General features: G+C 42.2%; 15 protein-coding genes and 1 tRNA gene. 1 reads left to right on the top strand and 15 read right to left on the bottom strand.

Features of this window, described 5'->3' with window-relative positions; genetic code table 11:
- From rimP to ABYB02_RS08175, 15 genes are all read right to left on the bottom strand, one after another.
- A partial coding sequence (rimP, locus tag ABYB02_RS08245; protein WP_372761990.1) for a ribosome maturation factor RimP occupies positions 1-297 on the bottom strand: 297 nt, incomplete at its 3' end.
- 168 nt (positions 298-465) lie between these two features.
- Positions 466-542: transfer RNA gene (locus tag ABYB02_RS08240), tRNA-Met, on the bottom strand.
- A gap of 408 nt (positions 543-950) precedes the next feature.
- A complete protein-coding gene (locus ABYB02_RS08235) occupies positions 951-1397 on the bottom strand; it encodes an Hsp20 family protein (protein WP_372761989.1) in 447 nt (148 codons plus the stop codon).
- Positions 1398-1633: 236 nt separating this feature from the next.
- Complete coding sequence (locus ABYB02_RS08230; RefSeq protein WP_372761988.1) at positions 1634-3022, bottom strand: sigma-54-dependent transcriptional regulator; 1389 nt, start codon at positions 3020-3022, stop codon at positions 1634-1636.
- A 10-nt stretch (positions 3023-3032) separates the two neighbouring features.
- Positions 3033-3404: an Hpt domain-containing protein gene (locus ABYB02_RS08225; RefSeq protein ID WP_372761987.1), complete on the bottom strand. Its 372-nt coding sequence runs from the start codon at positions 3402-3404 to the stop codon at positions 3033-3035.
- Between the two features lie 198 nt (positions 3405-3602).
- Complete coding sequence (locus ABYB02_RS08220) at positions 3603-4415, bottom strand: EAL domain-containing protein (RefSeq protein ID WP_372761986.1); 813 nt, start codon at positions 4413-4415, stop codon at positions 3603-3605.
- 419 nt (positions 4416-4834) lie between these two features.
- Positions 4835-6052 carry a hypothetical protein gene (locus tag ABYB02_RS08215; RefSeq protein ID WP_372761985.1) on the bottom strand — a complete coding sequence of 406 codons (1218 nt, stop codon included), beginning with the start codon at positions 6050-6052 and terminating at the stop codon, positions 4835-4837.
- Positions 6049-6879, bottom strand: a complete 831-nt coding sequence (locus ABYB02_RS08210; RefSeq protein WP_372761984.1) for a type II secretion system F family protein — start codon at positions 6877-6879, stop codon at positions 6049-6051. Before ABYB02_RS08210 ends, ABYB02_RS08215 begins: the two co-directional genes overlap by 4 nt.
- Positions 6876-7766 carry a type II secretion system F family protein gene (locus ABYB02_RS08205; RefSeq protein WP_372761983.1) on the bottom strand — a complete coding sequence of 297 codons (891 nt, stop codon included), beginning with the start codon at positions 7764-7766 and terminating at the stop codon, positions 6876-6878. The genes ABYB02_RS08210 and ABYB02_RS08205 overlap by 4 nt, the downstream gene beginning before the upstream one ends.
- Positions 7760-9094 (bottom strand): CpaF family protein, encoded by a 1335-nt coding sequence (locus ABYB02_RS08200; RefSeq protein ID WP_372761982.1) that lies wholly within the window; start codon positions 9092-9094, stop codon positions 7760-7762. Before ABYB02_RS08200 ends, ABYB02_RS08205 begins: the two co-directional genes overlap by 7 nt.
- A gap of 8 nt (positions 9095-9102) precedes the next feature.
- The gene (locus tag ABYB02_RS08195) at positions 9103-9876 is read right to left on the bottom strand and encodes a hypothetical protein (RefSeq protein WP_372761981.1); all 774 of its coding nucleotides are present in this window, start codon (positions 9874-9876) and stop codon (positions 9103-9105) included.
- Between the two features lie 80 nt (positions 9877-9956).
- Positions 9957-10343, bottom strand: coding sequence for a hypothetical protein (locus ABYB02_RS08190; protein WP_372761980.1), 387 nt, complete (start codon positions 10341-10343; stop codon positions 9957-9959).
- A 95-nt stretch (positions 10344-10438) separates the two neighbouring features.
- Complete coding sequence (locus tag ABYB02_RS08185) at positions 10439-10825, bottom strand: hypothetical protein (protein WP_372761979.1); 387 nt, start codon at positions 10823-10825, stop codon at positions 10439-10441.
- A gap of 505 nt (positions 10826-11330) precedes the next feature.
- Positions 11331-12041 carry a tetratricopeptide repeat protein gene (locus tag ABYB02_RS08180; protein WP_372761978.1) on the bottom strand — a complete coding sequence of 237 codons (711 nt, stop codon included), beginning with the start codon at positions 12039-12041 and terminating at the stop codon, positions 11331-11333.
- 10 nt (positions 12042-12051) lie between these two features.
- Entirely contained in the window at positions 12052-13995 is a 1944-nt protein-coding gene (locus tag ABYB02_RS08175) for a pilus assembly protein N-terminal domain-containing protein (RefSeq protein WP_372761977.1), read from the bottom strand.
- Positions 13996-14414: 419 nt separating this feature from the next.
- On the opposite strand from ABYB02_RS08175, the gene ABYB02_RS08170 reads away from it, so the two are divergent.
- Positions 14415-14678 carry a GrxA family glutaredoxin gene (locus ABYB02_RS08170; protein WP_372761976.1) on the top strand — a complete coding sequence of 88 codons (264 nt, stop codon included), beginning with the start codon at positions 14415-14417 and terminating at the stop codon, positions 14676-14678.
- Positions 14679-14936: the final 258 nt, after the last annotated feature.

Below are 14936 nucleotides of genomic sequence, written 5' to 3'. Positions count from 1 at the left end.
TTCCTCTCCTTGCGCCTGCTCGTAGTGATCTTGTTTGAATAATAGACGATCAACACCAGGAGACGAAACTTCCAAATCATATTCGTTTGTAATTGGGTCTTCGACATCTAAAATCGCACTGATTTGGCGACTCGCATCCGCACAGTTATCCACTGAGATCCCATCTTGATGATCAATATAGACTCTCAAGGTAGAATGGCGACCTGCTTGTACAAACTCAAGGCCATATAATGCAAAGCCTAACATTTCTACCGCAGGCGTTAACATGGTCATTAAATCTTGTTCAAGTTTTGTCACGAAAATCCTCCATACAAACAAAAAAAGGGCTTATAGCCCTAAAATATTGAGTTTAAATTTTAATTTGATCAACCGGGTGACAAATCAAACAGTGCAGATACAACAACGCCCCGAACCAAGCGGGGCGTCACACCAAAAGCACAAAATTGGGTGGCCTAAGGCCAAGCTTGGTTGCGGGAGCCGGATTTGAACCGACGACCTTCGGGTTATGAGCCCGACGAGCTACCAGGCTGCTCCATCCCGCGCCAATAGATATTAAAATTAATAATTTAATATCGCTGTTAGTGATGTTTTACAACATACTAAACAATGGCGGCTATTATAAGGATGTACAGTTAAATTAGCAACCATAATAACGAATAAGTTGATAAAAAAAGCAACTCAGTATCTGGCGTTCACCGTCACTGTGGTAATTAATTATGTTGTTGTAATAAATAGACTGGTCGCTGCTTTACGGCATAAAACAGCGTAAACGCCTTGAGAAAAACTCGCGCATAGGGATGCTATAGCGCAATTGGCATAAACAACATTACTCGCTGCGTCTTAAACCGTTATGCTAAGCTCAGTACAACAGTAACCATACTAAAATGCGTAAACGCAAAAAGCCGCCAAAATGGCGGCTTTTTACTGGGAAAATAACTGTGTGGATTACACTATTTGCTTTCAAGCATCTTATCTGAGCCTATAGCGATTTTACGCGGCTTCAATGCTTCTGGAATTTCACGTTGTAAATCAATACTCAATAACCCGTTGGCTAAATCGGCACCCAGTACTTTCACATGGTCGCCAAGCTGAAATTTGCGTTCAAAATTACGTTCAGCGATGCCTTGGTGAATAAATTTACGCTCATCGCTCTCACCTTTACTTTCTTTAACACCCACTACTTTTAGCGTGTTATTTTCTGACTCTATGCTCAGCTCGCTGTCGCTAAAACCAGCAACGGCCATGGTAATGCGGTATTTATCTTTATCAAGCGCCTCAATGTTATAAGGAGGAAAGCTCGGTTGCTTGTCTGAGCTGGCTGCTGCATCCATTAATGATGCTAAATGATCAAAGCCGATGAAAGAACGATAAAGGGGTGATAAATCTACTGTACGCATAATAATATCCTCATATTTAAGCGATATTTCAATAGCAATTTTCTTATGAACAACTGCCATTGAAGTTTAATTAATAATATAATTTTCAATAACTTCTATTTATTTGGGACCCATCAGGCGTCCTCACTAAACTATATATGGACGGTAAAATTGTTTTCAAGTAAATAAATTAAAAATTATAAAAAATTTATTTTTCGCTACACTGAGGACGCTAAATGGTAAGTGTAATGCCACCTTTAACTCCACCCCTTCATTTTTCGATATATGGTTGACGCACTGACTCCCAAATAGGCCGCAGCTAGGGGAATGTTATCTTCACAAATACGGATTGCCGCTTCGATGGCTTGTTTTTCAACCTGCCAGAGTGGTTCAATATCGTGTAGCATCATCGGTGATGCACTCGGTGCTTGATTAACGTGCGCCTGCGTGTTTGCAACTATTTTTTGATTAAATACATTGGGTAGCATATCGAGTTCTATAACATCGCCCTCGTTTATTACTACTGTATTTTCAATAACATTTTGTAATTCCCTTATATTACCGGGCCAATCATAATTACTAAACAATTGCTCTACTTGTGGCGAAAAGCCACTAAACTGCTTGCCATTAGCAGTGCTTTTTTGCTTTAAAATATGCTCTGCTAATAATAAGATATCGTTTTCGCGATCACGCAGTGGAGGTAACTTTACTGGGATCACATTTAACCGGTAATATAAATCTTCTCTAAAACGCCCTTCGGCAACTTCGCGCTCTGGGTTACGGTTTGTAGCACACACCAAGCGCACATCACTATTTAATACATCACTACTGCCCACTCGGCTGAATACGCCTGTTTGTAAAAAACGCAACAATTTAGCTTGTAGGTTCAGTTCCATTTCACATAATTCATCAAGAAACAAAGTTCCGCCATTAGCCACTTCAACGGCGCCCTTTCTGTCGTTTAACGCACCACTAAACGCCCCTTTAACGTGTCCAAAAAACTCTGACTCAAATAGTTCTGTAGGAATAGCGGCACAGTTAATGGCAATAAAAGGGCCATTACTGCGTGCACTGCCATCGTGTAACGTTTGCGCGCAGACTTCTTTACCGGTGCCACTTTCTCCAGTAATAAAGACACTGGCTTTGCTTCGTGCCGCGCTGTCTAGCAAGCGAAACACGGTTTGCATCGCTAAAGACTCCCCCACAAACTCTTGGCTGCTAACAGCGGGGACGTCACTGGTTATGGCTTGACTGGTTTGCTTACGCGCTTGCGAGTTGAGCGCGCCTTCTACCGCGGTAATTAATCGCTGCCCTGTGAAGGGTTTTTCTAAAAAATCAAATCCTCCCAATCGCATCGCAGCCACAGCTGTATCAATAGAGCTATTTGAGGTGATCACCACCACATTAGCAGGGTGAGGCTGTTTATTTACAAATTGCATTACTTCTAAACCGCTAATATCGGGTAAACAGACATCTTGGACAAGCACATCAGGCATGTGTTCTTTAATCCCCACCAGCGCAGAATAACCATCAGTAAAATGTTTACATTGAAACCCCACTTTCTCTAATTGGCTTGCATAGAGAGCGCCGCTGGCAATGCTATCTTCAACTATGTATATCAAGCCTTTTTTTTCATCGCTGTCCATGATGTACTCCTTATGATGTCCGCGTTACTAGCTGTTGATATGCATTGCGACTGGCCGCTATCTTTTGCTGAATAGTCTGCGCCGCCGCAAATTGCTGTGCTTCGCTAAGTGATTGTGTGCCATGCAGTTGCTCTGCGAGGATTGCTAATGGCATCGCACCAAATAAAGCAGCAGAATTTTTTAATACATGCACCACTTGTTGTATCTCTTTAGTGTTGGAGTGGGTAATAGCATCGCTTAAACGGGCACTTAACGTGGCAAGTTCGCCAATAAATAATTGTATTAACGTCTCTAGAGTTTCCATCCCTACGTCTTGTGCTAGTTGCACTAACACCCGCTGATCTGAAATATCTGAGTTAAAGAGCGCTTTATCTAACAACATAATAAACCTCAGTTATAAAACAGTGCGCCCCCTTACAAGCCGATAAAATGTATATCTTGACTAAAAGTGGGATTCTATAGCACTGAAAAGTTAAATAACTCATTACTATCAATAGGTTTATTATCTATTAACAATAGTTGAGCATTCTTATTTTGCAAATCAAAATGCAAACAAAGTTAACTACACTGCGTTTGCTGGTTATTTCATCCACGTATTAATCGAGCGGATCAAGTTTTGTGGTTTCCCTAATAAGTAACCTTGAGCAATGTCGCAGCCCAATTGCTCTAATATATGCAATTGATTTTCATGCTCTATCCCCTCAGCCACCGTTTCTAAACCTAAACGTTGCGCCATGGCAATAATGGCACTACATAAGGTAAAGTCTTCATTATTTTCAGTGATATTACTCACAAAGCTACGGTCTACTTTTAAGCCATCAATATGTAGTTGGCGCAACAACCCCAGTGAAGCGTAGCCAGTGCCGAAATCATCTAACCAAATACTAACGCCTTCACGGTGAAAGTCTTCCAATACTTTAGCGATTGTTGCAGGGCTGTGGATCAGCGCAGTTTCCGTTAATTCAATTTTAATCGCTGAGGCAGGGATTGCGTATTTATCCAGTAACGTCATCACGCTATTAAAAACATTACCGTGGAGAATTTGCACCGGAGAAATATTTAACGATACCGTTATCGAGTCTAGCCCCATATAAAGCATATGCTGCATGTCGCTCAAGGTTCGTTCAAATATCCACTCTCCTAGCTCTAAAATCATCCCCGTTTGTTCTACATGAGGGATAAATTCATCGGGGCCCACTACGCCATACTGTGTAGAATCGCAACGCACCAGCGCTTCAAAGCCAATTAAGCTACCGGTATTGAGCGACACTAAAGGCTGATACACCATATTAAAGTAATTATTTTTCAGCGAGTTTGACATGATGTACTCAATTTCATGCCAACGGGCTAGGTTTACTGAACTCTCTACAGTTGCTGCGTTGAATGCATTCATAATTTGCTCCTCGGTCATCGCCTGTAAATAGGCCGCTATTAGTAAAAGCAATTGACAAGCCAGATTGAACTTCTCAGAAAAATAAATAAACCTTTATATTTCAATCTCTTGAGATTTTAAAACCAGCCATCTTCAGACGGTTTTAATTTTTTTCATTTTGCAAAGCACAGTGCAATGCAACCTTCTACACAGCCGTAAAAATAACTCTTGTTACTGTGGGCTGGGGCGGGAAAAAATGGCGCATTTAACAGAGCCGCGAGAAGATGACATCAGTACATCTGCGTTTTGCTGAAAAGCGTCTGTACTAAAGGCTAACCTAACACCCATATGTTAAGCTGGGAGAGTTCGCTCTTGACGTTAGATTTAACGGGACGGGGGAACTGGAGTTTTAACGGCTGTGGCTTGTAATAAAGCCACACTCAGATACCGCTATTATTGCCTTCACCGTCGGGGGGAATGTAGTACCACTGCTCACTTGCTACTGCCGGAGAGTGATTTAATTTCACTTTAAACGGGGCTGTAAAGCTTTCCAGTGCATTAAGGGTTGGGTCGTTGTTATCAGGTACGGATTGCGCTTGTTGTAAATTAACCTCGGCGACACAGTTCAATACCCCTTCCTGTATTCCTAGTACATTTAAAGTATCAACCACTAAACTGTTTGTAGTTATATCGATGCCAAGTAAATTCAATACATTTTTAACAGCGATAAACACGATTGAATTAACAACATTATCATCATCTTGTAAACGCGTGCCTGTCGGGCAACATATTTCACCCAAAGTGACGTCCACTTTCGGGATCACACCGACCATGCGCAGTGACGCCAGTGCGTCCTCGAGCAATATTTCAGCCTCGGGTACATAGTTATCGAAAATATCCCCCTGTGACTCCAGCCCTGTTGGGCATTGCTCACAAGGCTGTACATCGGGTATTGAGTTCCCTATCCCACCACCGCGGAACTTCACCCCAGTTAAGCAGCTACTATCGGCTTCAGTTGTTGCCGCGCTAAACTCTTCACAAGGGCTGCCAGTGACTACTTTTTGTGATACATAGCGCGATTGAATTTCATTGATTGTGGCCGGACATTGCATAGCGGTAGAGCGAAATAAATCACCTTTAATACCATCAACAGAACGACCTATTGCGTAGTTTGGCCCGCCCTGTAAAGCATTAAAATAGCTCACCACGCCAGTCGCTCTAATGCCCGACAGCCCGATACTATCACTATTTTCATCGCTGGTTGATTTAATACAGGGGTTACCGGTACAGTTGGGAGCATCATAGTAAATCGGCTCACGGGTAGTAAATCTGTCATCGCGAATGCCTATTAATACTCGATAATTTGCCGCCACTTGCTCCCCAGGCGCAGCTGCCACCGTTCTATCAACATACGCTACCAACGGCGCTTCATGCTCATCAAACGACAGCATTTTACCCAGTAAACGGTCATTACTATCGGCGATGACAATATCTTGCTGTTGTTGCTGAAATTGATGTTTTATCAGTGCATTTCGCAGCGCAACAATGCCACCAATTGACCCTATAATTAAAATAGTGGTAATTAAAATAAGCTCAATAGTGAGCACAAACCCTTGTTGTTTATAAAACGAATGAGTGTGACTATTTACGCGACTCATAACACCCCCACTAATAACTGCAACACGTCCATAATTTGCATCGCTGCTGGAAAAAACACCAACACGAAAAACATTGGCAAGCACACCAGCATCATAGGTAACATTGTCTCCAATGACTTTTTACTGATTTGGTCGTCTATTTTCTTACTTTGTTGTGCTTTCACTGCGCTTAGTTGCGCTTTTAAACTGTCTATAACCGGTGCGCCGACCGCGCTGCCAATATTGATGATGGTGGCCAACTTATGCAAACTTGCAATGCCGGTGCGCGCATGTAAATCGTTAAAGGCAATATGTCGCTCGCGCCCTGAACGTAACTCACTCGCTATAATATTTAGCTCAAAGCTCAGTGGGTTGTTTGTTTTTATGCCATGCTCAGCGGCGTTCGCAAACGCTTGGCTTAAACTAAAACCCGACTGTAAGTACACTATCATTAGGCTAATAAAAAACTCGATTGAATCGTCTATTTGTTGTTGGCGCTTGTTGCGCTTTAGATAAATCCATAAATCACAACCAAAAAAACCAATTAACACTAATATTAGCTGTAACTTAAGCGTTTGCCAGAAAGCGGGTAATTCAAAAAATAACGCCAATGCGCCTAGGGTCAAAGACAACTTTAATGCCCAATAAAGTAACGGACTTTTTTTGGCAGTGATCCCTGCTTGACGGATCCATTTAGCAGGATAAAAAATACTATTTTTTAGTTTAAGCTGTTCATTAACATTCGCTTTTTTTGCTGTATTTATCTTTCCGGTTTGCAATAGAAAAAATAAACTGCTTGAAATAGCGAATAAACTAAATAAGGTCAAATCGAGCCAAGTAACTATCATAGCGCCCCCCTTAGTGAACGTCTCAACCATAGAAAACCAACCAATTGTGCCACTAATGCAATACTTAAGTAGGTTCCCCCTTGTGGGTGGTTTAACAACGCATCAAACCAGTTTGGCTGCTGCCATAAAAAAATGGGAATTAATACATACGGTAATACCCCACTAAATAAAGCGGCATAACGTGTTCCAGACAACTTATTTAACACTTTTTGTCGCTGTCTTAAACGCTGTTGCATTAACAACGCGACTGACTTTAATAATAAGTGTAAATCACAGCCTGTACGGCTATGGGTTATTAATGTTTGTGCAAATAAATGACTTGCATCACAGCGGTACTTTTCCGTTAACCGCGCTAACGATTGCTCTGCGCTATAGCCCATATTCATTCGGGTAATGATTTCTGTCAGCTCGGTTTTAACACTGCCTTTAGCCGTTTGCTGTGCAACTTGAATTGCTTGTTGACCACTTAGTCCCGCCACTAAGGTGGCATTCATAGTTTCTAGGGCATCCACTAAACCCGTTTCAAAGCGACGTATTTGCCATTGGGCAAGATCAATTAAGCTAAAAAAACAGCCAATAAACACACTTGAGGCTGCAATCAATGCTATATTGATTTGCTTTGCAAACACACTGTAAACAACCATAAACGCCAGTGCGGTGAGGGCTAATACCACTAAAAAAAATAATAACGGCGCAACTTTTAACCCTGCAATGTCCAAGCTTTTTTTAACCGACAAGCGCTCGTTACTCGTTACGGTATGCGGTTTTAACTTGGGTTGTGGTTGATTATCAGCAGAGGCAAAAATACCATTTTGATACCAATAATAAATAATATAGGCCATCACCCCACAACAGATCAGTAATAACACTGCATCAATATTTAACATGCGTGATCTCCCGTAACTAATGCCTCATAACGCTTTGCATCATAACCGCGCTGTGCTATTTGCGTAGCTAAATTTGACTGCGCGCCTGTAGCATAATGCACACCTGGAATACTGTCTTGCTGCGCGCGTTTAAATGCAAATAGCTCAGTCACTTTATGCTCGCCATCACGCATTTGCAGCTCGCTGATACTCACTACCGCACGACGGCCATCCTTTAAACGTGCCACTTGCACGATTAGTTGTACTGATGCAAAAATCATATGTTGTACTGTTTCACGACACAATTTGTCATCTGCCATTTGCGCTAATGTTTCTAGACGGTTAATAACATCTTCGGGACTATTGGCGTGTAATGTTGTTAAGCTGCCATCATGGCCACAATTCATCGCTTGCAGCATATCAAGTACTTCACCGCCCCTCACTTCGCCAACCACAATACGGTCGGCGCGCATTCTTAATGCGGTTTTCACTAAGTCACGCAGGGTTATAGCGCCTTGGCCTTCACTGTTTTTACCGCGAGTTTCTAAAGGCACAACATGAGGGTGTTTGAGTTTTAATTCTGCGGTTTCTTCGACCGTGATCACCCGTTCATGCTCACTAATCGCCGCTGAAATCACGTTCAATAACGTAGTTTTACCCGCACCTGCACTACCGGAAATCATCACATTAACTCCCGCCGATACTGCAATATTTAACAAATCTAGCATTTTCTGGCTAATAAATCCGCTGCTAATCAATGAGTTTGCATCGAGTTGTTCATTATAAAAGCGGCGAATAGACACCACCGCGCCCAGCGCACAAAGAGGTGAAATAAGTGCATGTAACCGACTACCATCTTGTAAACGGGCATCCACCATAGGGTGGCGCGCATCGAGTTGGCGACCTTGTGCGCCTATAATTCGTTCTAAAAAGCGACGCAAATGCGCTTGATCATCAAACTGTTTGTTGGTGCGCTGTAAGCGCCCGTGTTTTTCAACCCAAATATTATGTGGCCCATTAATTAAAATATCGGTGATACCTGGTTCTACCATTAACGACGCTATCGGCCCAAAACCGGCTAACTCATCGCATACTTCACTAATTAACTGTTGCTGTTGTTGTGGGGTTAGGCTCGCACTATCATGCACCATTATTTGCTGTAACAATTTATCAAGGTGACGCGAAAGCCAATCTATATTGTCTAAGGTAAAGCCTTCCTCTTCATGCATGCTATCAATGAGAGTCGTATGAAGTCGTTGACGTAATGTTCTTAACGTTACGAGCTGCTCGTCTATAATGTCACTGTCAACTATCGGGGTGTGTACCGCTTCGTGCATCTGCATAAACATAGTGCCTCCTAATCTCTCAATGTCCGTTTAACTTTCACCGTGTTCCGCGCTAAACCTGAAATTACTTCCACATTTCGGTGAGTAGCAACACGCCCTAAGTAATGCTGTTTGCCGTTAGCTATATCTAAGGCGCTGTGTAATACCAATGACACGGTATCGCGACTATTTATACTAGCCAGCGGGTATACATCTTCTGGTTTAACGGCCATCACTAACGACACCTTACTGCTTACCGGCGCTTGATTTGCTGCTAATAAGTTCATCACCCCATCATCATTCTTACTATTACTTGATGATTTACTTTTTAATACCCCAATTAACTGTACGTCGGTTGCAACTGTGCGTACGTTATGGCGCGAACGAACAATAATATCTAAGCGATCGCCTTTATTTAGCTGCGATGCAGGAATACCTGATTGAGGTTGTTTTAATGAAAATAACACTCTGCCTTCGGGTATTGCATGCGACAGGGGAACTTTTTTACTGCGTGCTAAATCTTCAGGGTAAATGGCTTCACCAGCCTGTTTTTTTACTGCCAATGTTTGACCGATTAACGCGCGTGGGTTTTGCACACCTTGTAATCCCGTGTCAGCATTAACTTGGCCCTGTTTAATCAATTTAGATGTAATCACTTGACCAGGTAAAATGTCACTGTTTAATACTAACGACGGTACGGTACTGATACGGTCAAACTGACGTGCGCCAAGTAATGATGCCAACATACCCGAGGTAACAAATAAGGCTATTGCCACTGTGGTGCTACCGGTTAATTTGCGTTTCATGATACACCTCCAAATTATTCAAACTGCCAAGCAACATGCCGGTTATACCTAGATAACAATAACCGGCTCTAACCTGACATTTAATTTAATGAACCGTCAGCATTCGCAGATGCTGCACCGGCACTCGCCGTGTTACTGATTGCGGCTGATGTTTCAGAAAAGTCTGTAGCAACAAATTCAAACGTAGCACCATCGCCGGCATTCACATCTACCGCATCAATAAAGCCTGAGCCGCTAACTTCAGCAGTGCCTTCGGCGTTGATCATGCCGTCAAAGGCATAACTTTGATCTAGCGAGCCAATGGCTTCTGCTACATCTTCAAGCTCTGCGGTTACTGAATCGCGCATCGTTGATAGACCTATAACCAATGCCGCGACCATAGTGGTTGACAGAACGATCAGCTCTGACGTTAATACGAAACCTGTTTGCTTTTTATTGCCTAATGTTGTTGAAGTACGTGTTTTCATAATATTCACCTTTGAATGACTAAAATAGTTGCTTATTTGTGCTAAGTTAACTTGCCGGTTATGACTCATAACGAGTAACCGGCCCACTTCTAGATTTAGTTAAATGAACCGTTAGCATTTGCAGATGCTGCACCACTGCTCGGAGTACCGTTTATAGATGCAGCCGCCTCTGTAAAGTCTGATGCCACAAATTCAAAAGTAGCACCATCACCGGCATTCACATCTACCGCATCAATGAAGCCTGAACCGCTAACTTCAGCAGTGCCTTCGGCATTGATCATGCCGTCAAAGGCATAACTTTGATCCAGCGAGCCAATGGCTTCTGCTACATCTTCAAGCTCTGCGGTTACTGAGTCGCGCATCGTTGATAAGCCAATAACCAGTGCCGCGACCATAGTGGTTGAAAGTACAATAAGCTCTGACGTTAATACGAAACCAGCTTGCTTTTTATTGCCTAATGTTGTTGAAGTACGTGTTTTCATAATATTCACCTTTGCGTTTCTAAAGTTAGCGTTGCAAGCCTTAACCCGACTCACTAATGACTAAATGATTAAGATTTTTAGATGATTCCTTTTATCTTATTAATAGTATTGCGAAGGCTGTGCCAACCACGTTAAATTGTTAAAAATTAAATATAACCTTTTAAAATCAACCAATTAAAAACAAGTCAAGTGCTAACTATTAAGCCCACTGTTAGCTATGTCATGATCAATTTTCATTTTGATTTGCATTTTGCAAAACAATACGCAGTAGGTGTGCGTACTTGCAAAGTTCGGGGTAAGTAACTCGTCGTTCTTTAGCCCCAAGCAAAAACATAAAGGCAGCGGATTATAAATAAAGGGAGTTAAATAGCGGGTGGTACCTAGCGTCAGCATGTATCTGAGTTTGTGCTTTTCCATCTGTTTACACACTGCTTGGCAAATATGGCAATCAATATAAAAAAACCCAGCAAGCTGGGTTTTGAGTTAACAATAATTAATAACTGGCTTAAACGGGGCCACAGCTTGGTTGTATTGATAAGTTTAATAATCGCCCTGTGGCTGCGCTATGATCTGGGTTGCTTTGTAACGCCTGACGATAATAATGGCATGCTTGGCTATACTGCTTTTGGCCTTCATTAATCAACCCTAAATGATAACTTATGCGCCAACTTGCAGCGCCCAGTTTATTGGCGTTATACAGCACATCTTGCGCTTTTTTATAACGCCCTTCCAGGTAATAAGTCGCACTGAGTGCTTCATACAAGTTAGCGTGATCTGGCACCATATCTAGCTGCTTTAAAAGTACTTTTCGTGCAGTTTTAACACTGCCTTGGCTCATCGCAATTTGGGCACGCAAAATAGCAGCTTCGGGTGCGGGGCGATTTTGTCCCAATAGTTTATCGAGCAATACTTGGCTGTCCTGAATCTTAGATACTTCATAATACATAACCGCAGTAGCCAACATAATTCTTCTGTGGCTGGGGTAGCGTAAGTGCAACGCGGCCAGCTCTGCCGCTAACGCATCACAATCGGTCACTTTTTGGCGATAATCATCACAATTAACCTGTCCTTGACTGACTTTATAGGTATTTAATGCTGTATCTAAATCAACATTTGGCTGAAATGCTTGTTCAATATTTGATTGGCTACTACAAGCGGCTAGCATACATACCAACACTGGACTTACTAATTGCTTAACTGATAAATAATTTTTCATAATGTTCCCCTTAGTTATTAGTATTAGCAGGACTAATACGCTGTAGTAATTCACCACTGCTTGGAAATTCCCACAATCTCACTTCATGACGTGGCTCTCTGACAATCGAAGGGGTGACAATAATGATCAGCTCTTTTTGTGTTTCGCCTTCGCTGGTTGCTTTTGCTAACTGACCAAATAGTGGGATATCACTAACCCCAGGTACCGCATCCATATTGTTGCTAGCATCTTGGCTTACTAATCCGCCAATCACCAAAGGTTGCCCATCTTGTAAACGCGTCGAGGTGGTTAGGCTACGCACATTAAACGCCGACGTGGTTAAATTACTGCCTGTGCTACCGGCAATTTCTTGCGTTAATAAGGTATCTGGCATTGAAATTATAGGGTTTAAATCTAAGGTAATGCGGTCTTTTTCATCGACCATGGCACGTACTTTTAGCTCAACACCAAACGATTTAAACTCAGTACCGCTAAACACACCAGATGCTTGATTGTTATTCGCGTCACTATTATAACCACTTGGTGAAAAGGCCGTTGGCACTGGGACTTCGCCCCCTGCTTTGAAAACCGCTGATTCCCCCGCGAGTACCGTTAATGTGGGTCGCGATAAAGTACGAGAAATACCTTGCTGCTCCAACATCGAAAACAATAAATCGAACGCCATTTCACTGCCACCTAGTTGTAAATTATTAACAAAGCTACCACCAATGAGCTGCAGCGCATTTTCAACAGTATCAGCCCCTGATGCACGTGAGCTTGCGCCATCTAAGCCAAATAATCCCGTGTTTGCATCATAACCATTACTAATAAGCGATAATTCAGGGCGCCATTGCTTTAACTTACGACGGTTCACTTCATACATTTGAATTGCCACGCGTACTTGTGGTAAATCGCGCACTTCAATAGTAGAAAGTAGACGTCCGCCAGCAAGCGATAACATTTTCGCTCGCGCGATATTTGATCGCACATTACTCACCGTCGTATTGTTGTCACCGCTCATCACTCCCCCTGACTCATTGGCTAACACCGTAATAGCTTGATTTTCACTCGCAGCTGATAAGCTATTAGCATTGAGTCCGGCATTATTAAGTTGCTGCGCCACTTGTGGTTGGTTATTTGCTAATAATCGGGCTGCCACATTAAGCACCCGCACCAATTCCACTTGGGTTTCCACTTGGCCACTTAATAAAATGGTATCTGTACTGTCACTTTGTAATTCACCTTGTTGAATACGTTGCACAGTCACCGATTGCCCACCTATATGGGCAATTGCTTTGCTAATTTTTTCGTTTACCGTCAACGGTAAGCTGGCAACTTGGATTAGATTAATGATGGCTGCGCTGCTGCGAAATTGAGTATTGCCGGGAGCGTCATTTTTTTGCATATTAAAGCGGTTACTCAAATTTGACAGTAACTTACTACCCGCCGATTGCACCAATACACTTGAGTCTTGTAACGATTGTCCAGCATCTAAATAATGACGTGCGGCACGTTCGGCTGCAATCCGGTATTTCACTGTTGGTACGTTGCCACGTAGCACTAAAGCCGCCCTGTCAGGGGCTAGAGTTAGCTTAATTGCCGGATGAATGTCGTGTAATGCCTGATTAAGCACCGTTAAGTCTTCGGTAACACTCACCAAAAAGGTTTCCGAGGTGTTATCTGTGTACCAAACAATAATACTGGTGCGTCCGACCTTTTTGGCCAACGCCAATACTTCATTGTTATCAAGTACTTCTAGTTGTAAAATACTATCTTGACCAACAGCAACTCGCTCTAAAGGTTTATTAAACACTAACCGAGAATGGGTCCATTGCACCATTTCTCTGATTTTTAATGACTGCTTACCATCGGCTGTTTCTATAAATGCTAAACCTTGCTGCTTAGCATCAACGGTTACTGCCACACTACATAGCAACAACAAACAACTCGTGGTTAAAAATTGACGTAACTTCATATTACTCTCCTAGCCTACTATTCACTCTTGCTAATAGTGTTGCAGGAATACAGCCAAGTAATTTCATTTTAAAATTCTTTTAATACAATGCGTTAGGTTTGCACGTAAAAATTAACTACAGCTTTTAGTTAATTTGCGTTGCATTTTGCAACGCAAATTAACGAAAGCGTGCGCCAGGATCGTGAGCCCCAGTGAGCCCCAGTGAGCACAGTGGCAGATGAAACACTCAGGCATCGGGTTATGTTCCGCTAATAACATGTTCAATTCCTCGCTATGTTGGTGCAACTGCTTCAATGTAAGCCCTGAGTAACCGTGCGATAAACAACGAGTGATTTAAACGAATGGAGTAATCGTATTTTTTCACTTTAATATTTAATTAGATTCGTTAGACTAGAGGCAAACAAATAGAGGAGTTCATTATGTTAACTGTAATTTTTGGCCGTGAAGGCTGTCCATTTTGTGTCCGTGCTAAAGACGTAGCAGAGCAGCTATCAAATGAACGTGATGACTTTAAATATCGTTACATCGATATTAATAAAGAAGGCATCAGCAAAGAAGATCTTGAAAAGTCTGCCGGTAAACCTTGCCCTACTGTGCCGCAAATCTTTGTCGACCAGCAACACGTTGGTGGCTTTACTGAATTTGAAGCGTACGCCAAAGAGCATTTGGGCCTTTACCAATAAGTTCTGTTTCTAATATGTTAACCAGTTTAATAATCCCAAAATTAAACTGGTTAAATTTCAACCAACATCAATCACATAGAAATTAGTTGTAATTTATACAAGCATTTGAGGGTTTTTTCCTTTATAATGCGCGCCTCTTTAAATTCGTTGAGGCGTATTAATGTCAGAACCAGTCACGTTTGAATCTCTAAATCTTTCTCCTGCAATTTTGAAGGCAGTTGAAGAGTTGGGTTACAAGACACCATCTGAAATCCAAGC

Source organism: Pseudoalteromonas sp., assembly GCF_041613455.1.
In the GTDB taxonomy this organism is placed as follows: Bacteria; Pseudomonadota; Gammaproteobacteria; order Enterobacterales; family Alteromonadaceae; genus Pseudoalteromonas.
This window is presented reverse-complemented; position numbering and strand designations above follow the sequence as displayed.